The sequence below is a fragment of the Blastococcus sp. KM273128 genome (genome assembly GCF_021698975.1).
Classification (GTDB): domain Bacteria; phylum Actinomycetota; class Actinomycetes; order Mycobacteriales; family Geodermatophilaceae; genus Blastococcus.
This window is the reverse complement of the sequence record NZ_SSXA01000022.1, coordinates 33,716-48,205: the sequence shown is the minus strand read 5'-3', so window position 1 is coordinate 48,205 and position 14,490 is coordinate 33,716. Positions and strand designations below refer to the sequence as shown.

15 protein-coding genes and 1 tRNA gene are annotated in these 14,490 nt (G+C 75.4%); 11 read left to right on the top strand and 5 right to left on the bottom strand.

Annotation, left to right across the window (positions count from 1 at the left end; all coding sequences use genetic code 11):
* Positions 1-120 precede the first annotated feature (120 nt).
* The 4 genes from E9529_RS08835 to E9529_RS08820 all read left to right on the top strand — a co-directional run bounded on the left by E9529_RS08835 (position 121) and on the right by E9529_RS08820 (position 4,164).
* Positions 121-960 (top strand): hypothetical protein, encoded by an 840-nt coding sequence (locus E9529_RS08835; RefSeq protein ID WP_236830785.1) that lies wholly within the window; start codon positions 121-123, stop codon positions 958-960.
* A gap of 318 nt (positions 961-1,278) precedes the next feature.
* Positions 1,279-2,370 (top strand): resuscitation-promoting factor, encoded by a 1,092-nt coding sequence (locus E9529_RS08830; protein ID WP_236830784.1) that lies wholly within the window; start codon positions 1,279-1,281, stop codon positions 2,368-2,370.
* Positions 2,327-3,241 (top strand): 16S rRNA (adenine(1518)-N(6)/adenine(1519)-N(6))-dimethyltransferase RsmA, encoded by a 915-nt coding sequence (rsmA, locus tag E9529_RS08825; RefSeq protein WP_236830783.1) that lies wholly within the window; start codon positions 2,327-2,329, stop codon positions 3,239-3,241. Before E9529_RS08830 ends, rsmA begins: the two co-directional genes overlap by 44 nt.
* Entirely contained in the window at positions 3,238-4,164 is a 927-nt protein-coding gene (locus E9529_RS08820) for a 4-(cytidine 5'-diphospho)-2-C-methyl-D-erythritol kinase (RefSeq protein ID WP_236830782.1), read from the top strand. The genes rsmA and E9529_RS08820 overlap by 4 nt, the downstream gene beginning before the upstream one ends.
* Positions 4,165-4,192: 28 nt before the next feature.
* Here the strand turns inward: E9529_RS08820 and E9529_RS08815 are convergent, their stop codons facing one another.
* The gene (locus E9529_RS08815; protein WP_236830781.1) at positions 4,193-5,158 is read right to left on the bottom strand and encodes an acyl-CoA desaturase; all 966 of its coding nucleotides are present in this window, start codon (positions 5,156-5,158) and stop codon (positions 4,193-4,195) included.
* Between the two features lie 236 nt (positions 5,159-5,394).
* Between E9529_RS08815 and E9529_RS08810 the strand changes: the two genes are divergently transcribed.
* The 4 genes from E9529_RS08810 (at position 5,395) to cysC (ending at position 9,100) form a co-directional block, all read left to right on the top strand.
* Positions 5,395-5,467 (top strand) — tRNA-Gln (locus tag E9529_RS08810).
* A gap of 31 nt (positions 5,468-5,498) precedes the next feature.
* Positions 5,499-7,007: a bifunctional UDP-N-acetylglucosamine diphosphorylase/glucosamine-1-phosphate N-acetyltransferase GlmU gene (glmU, locus tag E9529_RS08805; protein ID WP_236830780.1), complete on the top strand. Its 1,509-nt coding sequence runs from the start codon at positions 5,499-5,501 to the stop codon at positions 7,005-7,007.
* Positions 7,008-7,020: 13 nt separating this feature from the next.
* Positions 7,021-8,001 carry a ribose-phosphate diphosphokinase gene (locus tag E9529_RS08800; protein WP_236830779.1) on the top strand — a complete coding sequence of 327 codons (981 nt, stop codon included), beginning with the start codon at positions 7,021-7,023 and terminating at the stop codon, positions 7,999-8,001.
* 61 nt (positions 8,002-8,062) lie between these two features.
* Positions 8,063-9,100, top strand: a complete 1,038-nt coding sequence (cysC, locus tag E9529_RS22670; protein WP_236830778.1) for an adenylyl-sulfate kinase — start codon at positions 8,063-8,065, stop codon at positions 9,098-9,100.
* A 3-nt stretch (positions 9,101-9,103) separates the two neighbouring features.
* Here cysC and E9529_RS08790 read toward each other — a convergent pair whose 3' ends face one another.
* The 4 genes from E9529_RS08790 to E9529_RS08775 form a co-directional block, all read right to left on the bottom strand.
* Positions 9,104-9,352 (bottom strand): hypothetical protein, encoded by a 249-nt coding sequence (locus tag E9529_RS08790; protein ID WP_236830776.1) that lies wholly within the window; start codon positions 9,350-9,352, stop codon positions 9,104-9,106.
* Between the two features lie 105 nt (positions 9,353-9,457).
* A complete protein-coding gene (locus E9529_RS08785; protein ID WP_236830774.1) occupies positions 9,458-10,699 on the bottom strand; it encodes a sulfate adenylyltransferase subunit 1 in 1,242 nt (413 codons plus the stop codon).
* The gene (cysD, locus tag E9529_RS08780) at positions 10,699-11,610 is read right to left on the bottom strand and encodes a sulfate adenylyltransferase subunit CysD (protein ID WP_236830772.1); all 912 of its coding nucleotides are present in this window, start codon (positions 11,608-11,610) and stop codon (positions 10,699-10,701) included. Before cysD ends, E9529_RS08785 begins: the two co-directional genes overlap by 1 nt.
* Complete coding sequence (locus E9529_RS08775) at positions 11,607-12,383, bottom strand: 3'(2'),5'-bisphosphate nucleotidase CysQ (protein ID WP_236830770.1); 777 nt, start codon at positions 12,381-12,383, stop codon at positions 11,607-11,609. The genes cysD and E9529_RS08775 overlap by 4 nt, the downstream gene beginning before the upstream one ends.
* Positions 12,384-12,624: 241 nt before the next feature.
* Between E9529_RS08775 and E9529_RS08770 the strand changes: the two genes are divergently transcribed.
* The 3 genes from E9529_RS08770 (at position 12,625) to E9529_RS08760 (ending at position 14,487) form a co-directional block, all read left to right on the top strand.
* A complete protein-coding gene (locus E9529_RS08770; RefSeq protein WP_236830768.1) occupies positions 12,625-13,338 on the top strand; it encodes a 50S ribosomal protein L25/general stress protein Ctc in 714 nt (237 codons plus the stop codon).
* Positions 13,339-13,424: 86 nt separating this feature from the next.
* The gene (pth, locus tag E9529_RS08765) at positions 13,425-13,994 is read left to right on the top strand and encodes an aminoacyl-tRNA hydrolase (protein ID WP_236830789.1); all 570 of its coding nucleotides are present in this window, start codon (positions 13,425-13,427) and stop codon (positions 13,992-13,994) included.
* Positions 13,995-14,184: 190 nt separating this feature from the next.
* Entirely contained in the window at positions 14,185-14,487 is a 303-nt protein-coding gene (locus tag E9529_RS08760) for a hypothetical protein (protein WP_236830767.1), read from the top strand.
* Positions 14,488-14,490 lie beyond the last annotated feature (3 nt).

The window sequence follows — 14,490 nt, the reverse complement described above, 5'->3', positions numbered from 1 at the left end:
GTGCAGCACGATCGCGCCGAGTGGGGCCCGGAGGGTCCCGCGCAGGTGCGATGGACGCGCTCGTGGCAACAGGGGAACGGCTCATGGCCGCGGTGTCCTCCGGAGGAGGACAATGTTTCCGTGGGTCGTCTCATCGCCGTCGTGCTCTTCGTGGCTCTCCTCGTGCCGGGCGTGCTGCTGGCCCGTGCGTGGGGGCTGGCGGCCGGACGGCGGGCGGTCGCCGGGGCGGCGGTGGAGCTGGCCACCCCCACGCCCGAGGGGACGGCGACGCTGCAGCGCCAGGCGCAGCACGGCCGCCGCTGGCGGCGGCTCGGCCTGCTGCTGGGCATCGCCGGGGTGGTGGCGAGCGTCGTGGTCCTCGCCGAGGCGTCGGTCTTCCTCTGGGTGCCGCTGCTCGTGCTCGGCTCGCTGGCGGGTGTGCTGCTCGCCGAGGTCACCCGGCCGCGGCCGCGGTGGCAGCTGAGCGCGCCGCCGCGCCGCCCGCGCCAGGGGGAGCAGATCTCGGGCTGGCTGGTGTGGCCGATGCGCGCGGTGGTCGCCGCGGAGCTCGGGCTGGCCGGGTGGTCGTGGTCCTCGGGCGACCTGGGCGGCCCGGTGGCCTGGGCCCTGGTCGGCGTGCCGCTGGCGGCGTGGCTGCTCGCCGAGGCGGCGCTGCTGCGCGCCCTGGTCCGCCCGCTGCCCGCCGAGGGCGCCGACGTGCCGGTCGACGAGGCGCTGCGGACGTGGACGGCTCACCTCGTCGTCGCGGCGGCGAGCGTGAGCGCCCTCCTCCCGCTGGGCACGCTGCTGCTGCGGGTGGGCCTCGACCTCGGGGAGCGCGTCGGCGAGGGGTTCGACGTGCTGCCCGTCGCCTTCGTGGCCGGGGGGTTCTCGGCGCTGGCCGCGGGGGTCGCGGTGGCCGCGTTCCTGCTGCGCTGGCTGCGGCCGGTCCCGGCCAGCACACCTGCGCTGGCCGGCTGAGCCCTCCGCCGTGCGGTTGGTCACGCCGGGCGCACGTGGCCCGGCACCCGCCCGGGTGACCGTGTCGGCGTGGCCATGACTCGACGTGTCGGCGAGTCGACACAGCGCAGCCGTCGGCCTCTGCTTCACTCGTGTGCGCCGTAGCCAAGCGCAGAGTGTTCGTTATCGTGTCGTGACCGACAGCCGGGGTGGAGCGACGACCCGGGTGACGCCGCGCCGGGGGAACCCGGCCGCAGCCGCCCGCGCCGCCGATGCGACCGGGCCGCTCCGGCGGTCCCGCCGCTCTCCTGCCCGGGTTCTGTGACCCCTGGAAGTGTCGTGCGCCGCTCCCTGCAGCTCAGCCTCTTCGCCCTCGTCCTGCTCGGACTGGTGGGCGGGACGCTGGCCTTCTTCCTCGCCCAGAAGTCCGTCGCGCTGACCGTGGACGGGCAGACCCGGGACGTCGGCACCTACGCCGGCACGGTGGCGGAGGTGCTCGAGGAGGAGGGGCTCACCCTCGCGGCCCACGACGTCGTGCTGCCGGGCCCGGACCAGGCGGTGGCCGACGGCGACGCCGTCGTCCTCACCCGGGCGCGGCCGCTGGAGCTCACCGTCGACGGCGTCTCCCGCCAGGTGCAGGTGACGGCGCTGTCGGTCGAGGAGGCGCTGGAGCAGCTGGGCTTCCGCGCGGAGGACCTGGTCGTGTCGGCCAGCCGCAGCGAGCGCGTGCCGCTGGAGGGCATGCGGCTGAGCATCACCACGCCCAAGGAGGTCGTGCTCGTCGCCGACGGCCAGGAGCGGGTGGTCACCACGACCGCCGCCACCGCCGGCGACCTGCTCGCCGAGCAGGGCATCGCGCTCAGCGGCACCGACCGCACCAGCCTGCGCCTGGAGCAGGCGCTGCTGAACCGGATGCGCCTGCAGGTGTTCCGGGTGCAGGTCTCCGAGGTCACCGAGACCACGCCGGTGGCGCACGGCCGGGTGGAGACGCAGGACCCGGAGGCGTTCCAGGGCGACGAGACGGTGACCGTGCCGGGGGTCGACGGCGAGCAGGTGACCACCTACCGCGTGACCGTCGTCGACGGCGCCGAGACCGGCCGCGAGACGCTGTCGACCTCGGTCACCCGCGAGCCGGTCGACGAGCAGGTCGCTGTGGGCACCAAGGCCCGCCCGGTCAACCGGCCGTCCGCCGACGGGCTGAACTGGGCCGCGCTGGCGGCGTGCGAGTCCGGCGGCCGCCCGACCGCGGTCAGCGGCACCGGCAAGTACCGCGGCATGTACCAGTTCTCGCAGGCGACCTGGAACTCCGTGGGCGGTGCCGGTGACCCCGCGGCCGCCTCGGCCGACGAGCAGACCTACCGCGCGCAGCTGCTGTACCAGCGCTCCGGTGCCGGTCAGTGGCCGCACTGCGGCCCGCGCCTGTTCAACTGATCCGCTGAGCACCGAACCCGAGCAGGCCGACGGGCTGCTGGGCCCGGCCGCCATCCGCGAGCTGGCCCAGCGGCTCGACCTGCGGCCCACCAAGACGCTCGGGCAGAACTTCCTGCACGACGCGAACACCATCCGGCGGATCGTCCGCACCGCCGAGGTGCGACCGGACGACGTCGTGCTCGAGGTCGGCCCCGGGCTGGGGTCGCTCACCCTCGGGCTGCTGCCGGCCGCCGCGCGGGTGACCGCGGTCGAGATCGACCCGCGGCTGGCCGACCTGCTGCCGGAGACGGTCGCCTCGCGGCGGCCGGACCTGGCCGACCGGCTGGCCGTCGTCCGCGACGACGCCCTGCGGGTCCGGGAGCTGCCGGGGCCGCCGCCCACCGCGCTGGTGGCCAACCTGCCCTACAACGTCGCCGTCCCGGTGCTGCTGCACCTGCTCGAGCTCCTGCCCACGCTGGACCGGGCGCTGGTGCTCGTCCAGGCCGAGGTGGCCGAGCGGCTGGCCGCGGCACCCGGCACCCCCGCCTACGGAGTGCCCTCGGTGAAGGCCGCCTGGTACGGCGAGGTGCGCCGGGCCGGCAACGTCGGCCGCCGGGTCTTCTGGCCCGAGCCGAACGTCGACTCCGGCCTCGTCGCCCTCGTCCGCCGGCCGCCGCCCGCGGGGGACCGGGTGGCGACGTTCGCCGCCGTCGACGCCGCCTTCGGGATGCGCCGCAAGGGTCTCCGGGCGGCGCTGGCGCGCTGGGCGGGCAGCCCGGGCGCCGCCGAGCAGCGCCTCCGTGCCGCCGGCATCGACCCGACCGCCCGTGGCGAGCAGCTCTCGGTCACCGACTTCGCCCGGCTGGCGGCCACCGAGGAGGTGCAGCCGTGAACGACCGCGACGCGGTGGTGGTCCAGGCCCCCGCGAAGATCAACGTGCACCTGGGCGTCGGGCCGCTGCGGGAGGACGGGTACCACGCGCTGCACACCGTCTACCTCGCCGTCTCGCTGCACGACACCGTCACCGCGCGGCCGGGCGAGGGCCTGTCGCTGCGCATGACCGGCGAGGGCGGCGCCGGTGCGGGGCAGGTGCCCGCCGACCGCACCAACCTCGTCTGGCGGGCGGCGGAGCTGCTGGCCCGGCACGCGGGCGTCCCCGCCGATGCGGACCTGGACGTGGTGAAGCGGATCCCGGTGGCCGGCGGGCTGGCCGGGGGCAGCGCCGACGCCGCGGCGACGCTGGTCGCGCTGGACGCGCTGTGGGGCACCCGCGCCGCGCACGAGGACCTGCTGCGGCTGGCCGCCGAGCTCGGCAGCGACGTCCCGTTCGGCCTCGTCGGCGGGGTGGCCCTGGGCACCGGCCGGGGGGAGCAGGTCTCCCCGGTGCTGGCGACCGGGCAGTGGCACTGGGTCCTCGGCATCGCCGGCGAGGGGCTCTCCACCCCTGCCGTCTACGGCGAGCTGGACCGCATGCGGGCCGACGGCCGGGTGCCGGACGTGACCGGGCCGAGCCCGGCCGAGCCGCTGCTGGCCGCGCTGCGCGGGGGGTCGACGGCGGGGTTCGCGGCCGCCCTGGCCAACGACCTGCAGCCGGCTGCCCTGGCGCTGCGGCCCGACCTCCGCCGCGCGCTGCGGGCGGCCGAGGACGCCGGTGCCGTCGCCGCGCTGCTCAGCGGCTCGGGCCCCACCGTGGCCGCGCTGGCGGCCGACGAGCGGGACGCCGTCCGGCTCGCGGCGGAGCTGTCCGGCGTCGGGGTCTTCCGCACCGTGCGGGCGGTCACCGGCCCCGTCCCGGGGGCCCGGCTCGTCGGCTGACGCTGCCGGGCCCCACCGGGCGCGGGGATCAGGCGACGGCGGTCGCGGGCTCCCGGCGCTTGGCGGCCAGCCGCACCGGGTCGGGCCACTTCACGCCCCAGGCCCAGCCCAGCTTCTCGAACACCCAGATCACCCGGGCGCTGATGTCGATCTGCCCGCGCAGCACGCCGTGGCGGGCGCACGTCGGGTCGGCGTGGTGCAGGTTGTGCCAGGACTCGCCGGCGCTGAGGATCGCCAGCGGCCAGAAGTTGGTCGCCCGGTCGCGGCCCGGGGAGACGAACGGGCGGTCGCCGACCACGTGGCAGACCGAGTTGATCGACCAGGTGACGTGGTGCAGCAGGGCGATGCGCACCAGGCCCGCCCAGAAGAAGGCCGACCAGGCCCCGGCCCAGCTGCCGGTCACCACCCCGCCGATGAGCGCGGGCAGGAAGACGCTGACCGCCGCCCACACCACGAACAGCCGGCCGGTCATCACCAGCGCGGGGTCCTTGAGCAGGTCGGGCGCGTAGCGCTCGGCGTTGGTCTTGCGCCGCTCGAACAGCCAGCCCAGGTGGGCGTGGAACATGCCCTTGAGCAGGGCGCCGGCGCCGGTGCCGTACCGCCACGGCGAGTGCGGGTCGCCCTCGCGGTCGGAGAAGGCGTGGTGCCGCCGGTGGTCGGCCACCCACTGCACCACGGGGCCCTGGATCGCCATGGACCCGGCGACGGCCAGCGCCAGCCGCAGCGGCCGCTTGGCCTTGAACGAACCGTGCGTGAAGTACCGGTGGTAGCCCACGGTCACGCCCAGCAGGGTGGCGAAGTAGAAGCCCACCGCCAGCCCGACGTCGAGCCAGGAGAGCCCCCAGCCCCAGACGGCCGGGACGACCGCGGCCAGGGCGAGGAAGGGAACCACCACGAAGACGTAGAGGGTGACGATCTCCAGGACGCTCTTCCGCCGGCCGATCGCGTTGGCCGGGAGCCCGGCGTGCGGGTCCGCGGGGCGCGGAGGGGCCATGGGCCGGGTGCGGGCAGGAGCGGACAAGGGGCCTCCGAGGGCGACCGGTGGGGGGAGTGTGCCGGTGCGCGCTCTGCCCGGCTGCGTGGCCGTAACGTACGCCACCGCCCCCGGGGCGGCGACCGGACCGGGTGCCCGGGGGTGGCCGTGCGCGTGCCCCGCGGACCGGCGGGGCCCTAGGCTCGCGGGGGGCGCCGCTCCACCCGGCGCCTCCCGGGCCGGCAGCGGCCCGGGGATGGGGGATGGGGTAATCGGCAGCCCGCCGGCCTTTGGAGCCGGGAAGTCTCGGTTCGAGTCCGAGTCCCCCAGCGCAACCAGCCGTCGCCTCCTGAGGAGTTCCGTGACCCACGTGCAGCCGGTCAACGCCCCCGCCACGCCGACGGTGGCCGCCGTCGTGGTCCTGGCCGCCGGGCAGGGCACGCGGATGCGCTCGTCCACGCCCAAGGTGCTGCACCCGCTGGGGGGCCGCAGCATGCTCGGCCACGTCCTGGCCGCGGCCGCGCCGCTCGCGGCGGACCGGACGGTCGTCGTCGTCGGCTCCGGCCGGGAGCAGGTGGCGGCGCACCTCGCGGAGATCGCGCCCGACGCGCTCGCGGTCGTGCAGGAGGAGCAGCTCGGCTCGGGGCACGCGGCGGGCGTCGCGCTGACCGCCGTCCCCGACCTGGAGGGCTCCGTCCTCGTGGTGAACGGGGACTCCCCGCTGCTGACCAGCCGGACGCTCACCGGGCTCGTCGCCGCGCACGACGCCGCCGGCAGCGTCTTCACCGTCCTCACCGCCGAGGTCGAGGACCCCACCGGCCTGGGGCGGATCGTCCGCGACGACCGCGGCGCCCCGCGGGCCATCGTCGAGGAGCGGGACGCCACCAACGAGCAGCGCGCCCTCCGCGAGGTCAACGCCGGCGTCTACGTCGCGGACGCCGGCACCCTGCGCCGGGTCCTGGCCGGGCTCGGGACGTCGAACGCGCAGGGCGAGCAGTACCTCACCGACGCGCTCGCGCCGCTGGTCGACGGTGGGGCCCCGACGGCCGCCGTCCGCGCCGAGGACCCCGACGACGTGCTCGGCTGCAACGACCGCGTGGAGCTCGCCGCGCGCCGCCGCACCCTCAACGACCGCGTGCTCGACGCGCTGATGCGCAGCGGCGTCACCGTCGTCGACCCGCAGACGACGTGGGTCGACGTCACCGCGGCGGTGGGGCGGGACGCCGTCCTGGAGCCCGGCACCCACCTCCGCGGGGTGACCTCGGTGGGTGACGCTGCCCACGTGGGCCCGGACACCACGCTCGAGGACACCGAGGTGGGGGAGGGGGCCACCGTGGTGCGGGCGCACGCGGTGGGGGCGCGGATCGGCGCGCGGGTCTCCGTCGGCCCGTTCGCCTACCTGCGCCCGGGCACCGACCTCGCCACCGGGGCCAAGGTCGGCACCTTCGTGGAGACCAAGAACGCGCAGGTCGGGGAGGGGGCGAAGATCCCGCACCTGTCCTACGTGGGCGACGCGACCATCGGCCGCGGCACCAACATCGGGGCGGCCACGGTCTTCGTGAACTACGACGGCGTGGCCAAGCACCGCACCACGATCGGGGAGCACGCGCGCACCGGCGCCGACAACATGTTCGTGGCACCGGTCACGGTGGGGGACGGTGCCTACACCGCCGCGGGGTCGGTGATCACCTCCGACGTGCCCCCCGGCGCCATGGCCGTCGCGCGGGCACCTCAGCGGAATGTGGCAGGCTGGGTGCGTCGCCGACGGTCCGGAACGCCCGCTGCGGAGGCCGCGGCAGCGGCCGAGGGCCGGACCCAGGCACCCGGGGCGGGCCCGTCCGAGCCCTCCCGTGCGGCCCACGACAGCTAGGGACACCGAGCCGATGAGTGCGATCCGGCAGACGACGAACAAGAGCATGATGCTCTTCTCCGGCCGGGCCTACCCCGCGCTGGCCGACGAGATCGCCGGTCACCTCGGCGTGACGCCCACCCCCACCGCCGCGTACGAGTTCGCCAACGGCGAGCTGTTCGTGCGGTTCGAGGAGTCCGTGCGCGGGTGCGACGCCTTCGTGGTGCAGAGCCACACCGCGCCGATCAACACCTGGCTCATGGAGCAGCTGATCATGGTCGACGCGCTCAAGCGCGCCTCGGCCAAGCGGATCACCGTCGTCGCGCCGTTCTTCCCCTACGCCCGGCAGGACAAGAAGCACCGCGGCCGGGAGCCGATCTCCGCCCGCCTGGTCGCCGACATGTTCAAGACGGCGGGCGCCGACCGGCTGATGACCGTCGACCTGCACACCGCGCAGATCCAGGGCTTCTTCGACGGCCCGGTGGACCACCTCTTCGCCCTCGACCTCCTGGTCAACCACGTCTGCGAGCGCTGGGGCGACCGGGACATCACCGTCGTCTCGCCCGACTCCGGCCGCGTCCGGGTGTCGGAGCGGTGGAGCGACAAGCTCGGCGGCGTCCCGCTGGCCTTCATCCACAAGACCCGCGACCCGCTGGTGGCCAACGAGGTCGTCGCCAACCGCGTCGTCGGCGAGGTCGAGGGCCGGGTCTGCATCCTGGTCGACGACATGATCGACACCGGCGGCACGATCGTGAAGGCCGCCGAGACGCTGTTCGACGCCGGCGCCGCGGATGTCATCGTCACCGCCACGCACGGCGTGCTGTCCGGGCCGGCCGTCGAGCGGCTGTCCAACAGCAAGATCAGCGAGGTCATCGTGACCAACACGCTGCCGATCGAGCCGGCCCGCCACTTCGACAAGCTCACCGTCCTGTCCATCGCCCCGCTGCTCGCCCGGGCGATCAAGGAGGTCTTCGAGGACGGCTCGGTCACCAGCCTGTTCGACGGGGCCAGCTGAGCTCACCCCGCGGGGTGAGCGGCCGCGCGGTCCGCGGCCGGTCCCCTGGGAGGATGGCGGCGTGCCCGCTCGCGCCCGACTGACCGACGCCCAGGTGGCCGCCGTGGCCCGCTACCACTTCGGCCTGGGCGCCGCGGTGCCCGAGCTGCCGCCCGGTGAGGCGTTCGAGGACGCCCAGGGCGTGCCGGTGGCCGTCCGCGAGGGCGACGGGCTGGCGGTGGCCGAGATCCCGCGCTGGCGCTCGCCCGCGACGGTGGCCCGGCGGCTGGCCGACCTCGGCTGGACGGCGGCCGCCGCCTGGGTCGGCCGCCCGCCGGCCGACCCCGCGGAGCTGCCGGACCGCGTCCTGGCGCTGCTGCCCGTGGCCGGTGCCCCGGCGGACTCCGCCGCGGTCTCCAGCGGCGCCGCGGCCTGGGCGGGTGTGCGCGCCACCGGCCGCGAGGTCGAGCTGGTGCTGGTGCCGGTCACCGCCGCCCACCCGGAGCTGCCCTGGGGCGAGCTGGCCGACCGGTACGGCGGGACCCTGCTCGGGGAGCGGGTCGACCCCGAGCCCGCCCGCACCGGCGGCACGGTGCTGTTCTTCACCGGGCTGTCGGGCGCGGGGAAGTCGACGATCGCCGGGCGCGTGGTCGAGCTGCTGCTCGAGGCCGGCTCGGCGGTCACGCTGCTCGACGGGGACGAGGTGCGCCACCACCTGTCGGCCGGGCTCGGCTTCTCGCAGCAGGACCGGGACACCAACGTGCGGCGGATCGGCTGGGTGGCCGCGCAGATCGCCAAGCACGGCGGGACCGCCGTCTGCGCGCCGATCGCCCCGTACGCGGCGGTGCGCGCCGACGTCCGGCGGGAGGTCGAGGGGCAGGCGGGGCGGGGCAGCTTCGTCCTGGTGCACGTCGCCACGCCGCTCGCCGAGTGCGAGGCGCGCGACCGCAAGGGCCTGTACGCGAAGGCGCGCCGCGGGGAGATCCCGGCGTTCACCGGGATCAGCGACCCCTACGAGGCGCCCACCGACGCGGAGGTCACCGTCGACACCACCGGCAAGGACGTCGAGGCGTGCGCCCGGCTGGTGCTCGAGGCGCTGGAGCGTGCTCCCAGGCCGTAGCGCTCAGCCGGCGGGGGAGCGCCGGTCGTGGACGACGAGCCGGGCCGGGCGCAGCCGCAGGTGCTTGCGCTCCTCGCGGAGGGAGAGCTCGGCCAGCGCCCGGAACCGGTGGCGGGTCCACACGAGGACGGGTTCCTCGCCGGTGTCCCCGCCCACCAGCCAGAGCTCGTACCTCGGGGCCAGCCGGTGCGCCCGGTCGCCGGGGAGCGGGAGCCTGCCACGGGGGCGTCTCGACGCAGCGTCGTCCTGCACGGTCCGATGGTGACCGGCCGGGGTGCCGGGCGGGTGAACGCCCCCCGTCGTCCGGCTGACGACCGGGGAACACGTCCGCCCGCCCGGGCACGACCCAGGAAGGGGCTACAGCACCATCCCGGCGCCGACCGTCGCGTTGCTGCTCTCGTCCACCAGGATGAAGCTGCCCGTGGTCCGGTTGACCCGGTAGGGGTCGGTGAACAGCGGGGCGGTGACCCGCAGCCGCAGCCGGCCGATCTCGTTGAGGGCGAGCGTGGCCGCGTCCTCGTCGCGGTGCAGCGAGTTCACGTCGAGCCGGTAGCGCAGGTCCTTGACCATCGCGCGCGCCGACCGCGTCGTGTGCTTGATCGCGTACTTGCCGCCCGGGCGCATCGGCTCCTCGTGCAGCCAGCAGACCATCGCCTCGACGTCCTGCGAGACGGCCGGCTGGTTGTTGGGCCGGCAGATCATGTCCCCGCGGGAGATGTCGATCTCGTCCTCCAGCCGCACGGTCACCGACATCGGGGGGAAGGCCTCGGCGACCGGGCCGTCCTTGGTCTCGATGGCGGCGATCCGGGACGGCAGGCCCGAGGGCAGCACGACGACGTCGTCCCCGGGCTTGAGCACGCCACCGGCCACCTGGCCCGCGTAACCGCGGTAGTCCGGGTGGGACTCGGAGAACGGGCGGACGACGTACTGCACCGGGAACCGCGCGTCGATCAGGTTCCGGTCGGAGGCGATGTGCAGCTCCTCCAGGTGGTGCAGCAGCGAGGTGCCCTCGTACCAGGGCATGTTCGCCGACCGGGTGACGATGTTGTCGCCGGCCAGCGCGGACACCGGGATGACGGTCAGGTCCGCGACGTCGAGCTTCGCGGCGAACTGCCGGAACTCCTCGGCGATGGCGTCGAAGACGGCCTGGTCGTAGCCGACCAGGTCCATCTTGTTGACGCACAGCACCAGGTGCGGGACGCGCAGCAGCGAGGCGAGGAAGGCGTGGCGGCGGCTCTGCTCGAGCAGGCCCTTGCGGGCGTCCACCAGGATCAGCGCGGCGTTCGCCGTCGAGGCCCCGGTGACCATGTTCCTGGTGTACTGGATGTGCCCGGGGGTGTCGGCGACGATGAACTTCCGCTTCGGCGTCGCGAAGTACCGGTAGGCGACGTCGATGGTGATGCCCTGCTCCCGCTCGGCGCGCAGGCCGTCGGTGAGCAGCGCCAGGTTGGTGTACTCGTCACCGCGCGCCGCGCTGGTGCGCTCCACGGCCTCGAGCTGGTCGCTGAAGATCGACTTGGTGTCGTACAGCAGCCGGCCGATCAGCGTCGACTTCCCGTCGTCCACCGAACCGGCGGTGGCGACCCGCAGCATCTCCATCAGAAGTACCCCTCACGCTTGCGGTCTTCCATCGCGGCCTCGCTGGCCCGGTCGTCGGCGCGGGTCGCGCCCCGCTCGGTGACCCGCGTGGCGGCGACCTCCTCGACGATGTCGTCGACGGTGCGCGCCGCGGACTCCACGGCGCCGGTGCAGGTGACGTCCCCGACGGTGCGGTAGCGCACCGTCGCCTCGAAGACGTCCTCGCCCTCGGCCGGCCGGACGTGCTCGTTCGGCCAGAGCAGCATCCCGTCGCGGAGGAACAGCTCCCGGCGGTGGGCGAAGTAGATCGACGGGAGCTCGATGCCCTCGCGGCCGATGTACTGCCAGATGTCGAGCTCGGTCCAGTTCGACAGCGGGAAGACCCGGATGTGCTCGCCGCGGTGGTGCCGGCCGTTGTAGAGCGACCACAGCTCCGGGCGCTGGTTCTTGGGGTCCCACTGCCCGAACTCGTCGCGGAAGGAGAACACCCGCTCCTTGGCGCGGGCCTTCTCCTCGTCGCGGCGGGCGCCGCCGAAGGCCGCGTCGAAGCCGTGCTCCTCGATCGCGTCGAGCAGGGTGACCGTCTGCAGCGGGTTGCGGCTGGCCCGGGGGCCCTTCTGCTCGCGCACCCGACCCCGGTCGATGGAGTCCTGCACCGACGCGACGACGAGCTGCACACCCGCCTCGGCGACCCGGCGGTCCCGGTAGTCGATGACCTCGGGGAAGTTGTGGCCGGTGTCGACGTGCATCACCGGGAACGGGATGCGGGCCGGCCAGAACGCCTTCTCCGCCAGGTGCAGCATGACGATGGAGTCCTTGCCGCCGGAGAAGAGCAGCACGGGACGCTCGAACTCGGCGGCGACCTCCCGGAAGACGTGCACCGCCTCGGCCTCGAGCGCGTCGAGGTGCCCCAGCTCGTAGCGCGTGGTCATGCGCGGTTCCCCCCATCGGTGCGGGCCGGGCCCAGGTCCGCCAGGGCGCCGAGCAGCCGCCCGGTCAGCTCCGGCCGGCAGACCACCAGGTCCGGCAGGTACGGGTCGGCCTGGTTGTAGGCCAGCGGCGAGCCGTCGACCCGGCTCGTGTGCGCGCCGGCGGCGCGGGCGACGGCGACCGGTGCGGCGGAGTCCCACTCGTACTGGCCCCCGCCGTGCACGTAGGCGTCGGCCTGGCCGCGCACCACCGCCATCGCCTTGACGCCGGCCGATCCCATCGGCACGAGCTCGGCCCCCAGCGCGGCGGCCAGCTCCTGCACGAGCGCCGGTGGGCGGCTGCGGCTGACCGCCAGCCGCACCGGTCCCTCGGCCCGTGCGGGCAGCGCCGCGGGCGTGGCGGTGCCCAGCGTGACGCCCTCGGCCGGCAGCGCCACGGCGCCGGCGACCAGCTCGCCGCGCTCCCACAGCGCGACGTGCACCGCCCAGTCCGTGCGGCCGGCCTCGGCGAACTCGCGGGTGCCGTCCAGCGGGTCGACGATCCAGACCCGGTCGGCGCCCAGCCGGGCGGCGTCGTCCGCGCCCTCCTCGGAGAGCACCGCGTCGCCCGGGCGCGCCGCCCGCAGGCGGGTGACCAGGTGCGCGTGCGCCGCGGCGTCGCCGGCGTCCTTGAGCGCGTCGGTGCCCGGGTAGGAGCCGCTCCGGACGCGGAGCAGCACCTCGCCGGCCGACGTGGCCAGGGCGTGCGCGAGGGCGTGGTCAGTTCCTGAGTGCATTCCTCTTCCATTCACCGGCGGTGAGCCGATGGTGGGCGATCAGCCGTCGCTGCAGCACCCGCCCTCATCCCTCCGGGTCAGGCGCCGGCCCGCTGCCGGTCTGGGGTACCGTGTCTCCCGTTGCCCGGCGAGGGAGACGGTCCGCCCGTACTCCGTGATCGACGTGCGTGTGCCCCGTGGGGTGTGCTGCGCCCGGTCGCCGGCCCGCAGACCGATCCACCTTCCCGAGGAGCACACCACCGTGGCTGACTTCCGTCTCGAGGCCGAGACCCGCACCGAGTTCGGCAAGGGCAGCGCCCGCCGCACCCGGCGCGCCGGCCGCGTCCCCGCCGTCCTGTACGGGCACGGCCAGGACGTCGTCCACCTGTCCCTGCCGGCGCTCGAGTTCGCCGCCGCGCTGCGCAACGGCGGCAGCAACGTCCTGCTGACCGTCGTCCTGGACGGCAAGGAGCAGCTGGCCCTCACCAAGGCCGTGCAGCGCGACCCGCTGACCCGCGTCCACGAGCACGTCGACCTGCTGGTCGTCCGCCGCGGCGAGAAGGTCACCGTCGACGTCCCGGTGCACGTCACCGGTGACGCCGCCCCCGAGACCCTGGTGAGCATCGAGCTCAACACCGTCTCGGTGGAGGTGCCGGCCACCGCCATCCCGGAGGCCGTCGAGGTCGACGTCACCGGCCGCGAGGCCGGCCAGGGCGTGCACGCGGGCGAGCTGAGCCTGCCCGGCGGTGCCACCCTGCTCACCGACGCCGAGGCGCTCGTCGTCAACGTGATGGCCGCCCCGACCGCCGAGGCCCTCGAGGCCGAGCTCGCCGAGGCCGAGGCCGAGGTCGGCATCGAGCGCGAGGAGTCCGCGGAGGCCGCCGAGGGCGCCGGTGAGGGCGACGTCGTGCCCGAGCCGCTCGACCAGGGCAGCGGCGAGTCGATGGACGCCGCCGAGAACAGCAAGAACGACTGAGGCACCCGCTGACCGAGAGCACGGACCGCAGGGGCGCCGGCACCGCCGGCGCCCCTGCGGCGTCCCCGCCGTCCGAGGGTCCCTTCCTGGTCGTCGGGCTCGGCAACCCGGGCCCGGCCTACGCCGGCAACCGGCACAACGTGGGCGCGATGGTCCTCGACGAGCTGGCGCGCCGGGCCGGGATCCGGCTCGCCCCCGGCAAGGGGGCGCGGGCCCGGGCGGCCTCCGGCGAGGGCCGGCTGGCGGGGCGGCGGGTGGTGCTCGCCCAGCCGTCCACCTACATGAACGAGTCCGGCGGTCCGGTGCGCGGCCTGCTCGACTACCACAAGCTTCCGCCCGAGCAGCTCGTCGTCGTCCACGACGAGCTGGACATCGACTACGGGGTCGTGCGGCTCAAGCGCGGTGGCGGGGAGGGCGGCCACAACGGCCTGCGATCGATCACCCGCTCGACCGGCACCCGGGAGTACCTGCGCGTCCGCGTGGGCATCGGCCGGCCGCCCGGCCGGCAGGACCCGGCCGACTTCGTGCTCCGGGACTTCTCGGCGACCGAGCGCAAGGAGCTCGACCTGCTGCTGGTCGAGGCCGCGGACGCGACCGAGGCGCTGCTGGCCACCGGGCTGGAGGCCGCGCAGAACCAGGTCCACCCGCGCACCTGAGCCGGGACCGCGGGCCGTCGCCCCCGTTGGGGTGAAAGGGCGACGCGGTGGATTGACCTCTCTCATGACGCTCTGTGAGTGTCGGGGGCAGTCAGCACGTCCACGCGCCGTGAGGTCGCTGTCCACCGGCTCGCCGCCGACCCGGGGGCTCCGGAGCGGCCACGGCGCGTGATCTCGTTCGGGGGGACGCATGCTTCTGGACCGCCAGCAGGCGAGTACCGGGGCGGACATCCTGCCGGGAGTCCCCGGCGGGTCGGCCGCCGAGCCGCCCCCGCGGCTGCGCGGGCCGGTCCGCCGCCCGTCACCGGCCTGGGTCCGCTCCTACACCGTCGCCCTGGTGGCGGGGGAGACCCTGGGGGCGGGCCTGGCCGGCGCGCTGGTCCTCGTCGGCCGGGGCGGGCAGATCGCCGCGGCCACCCCGCTGCTGTGGGCGGCGCTGGCCGTGCTCGTCGCCTGGCCGGTGCTGCTCGCCACCACCGGCGCCTACGCCTAGCGG

Bases quoted from the DNA above. Each gene is read 5' to 3' on its own strand.
- E9529_RS08815 (WP_236830781.1), bottom strand. From the start codon at position 5,158: ATGGCCCCTCCGCGCCCCGCGGACCCGCACGCCGGGCTCCCGGCCAAC.
- E9529_RS08785 (WP_236830774.1), bottom strand. From the start codon at position 10,699: ATGGAGATGCTGCGGGTCGCCACCGCCGGTTCGGTGGACGACGGGAAG.
- E9529_RS08800 (WP_236830779.1), top strand. From the start codon at position 7,021: ATGAGTGCGATCCGGCAGACGACGAACAAGAGCATGATGCTCTTCTCC.
- E9529_RS08775 (WP_236830770.1), bottom strand. From the start codon at position 12,383: ATGCACTCAGGAACTGACCACGCCCTCGCGCACGCCCTGGCCACGTCG.
- E9529_RS08760 (WP_236830767.1), top strand. From the start codon at position 14,185: ATGCTTCTGGACCGCCAGCAGGCGAGTACCGGGGCGGACATCCTGCCG.
- cysD (WP_236830772.1), bottom strand. From the start codon at position 11,610: ATGACCACGCGCTACGAGCTGGGGCACCTCGACGCGCTCGAGGCCGAG.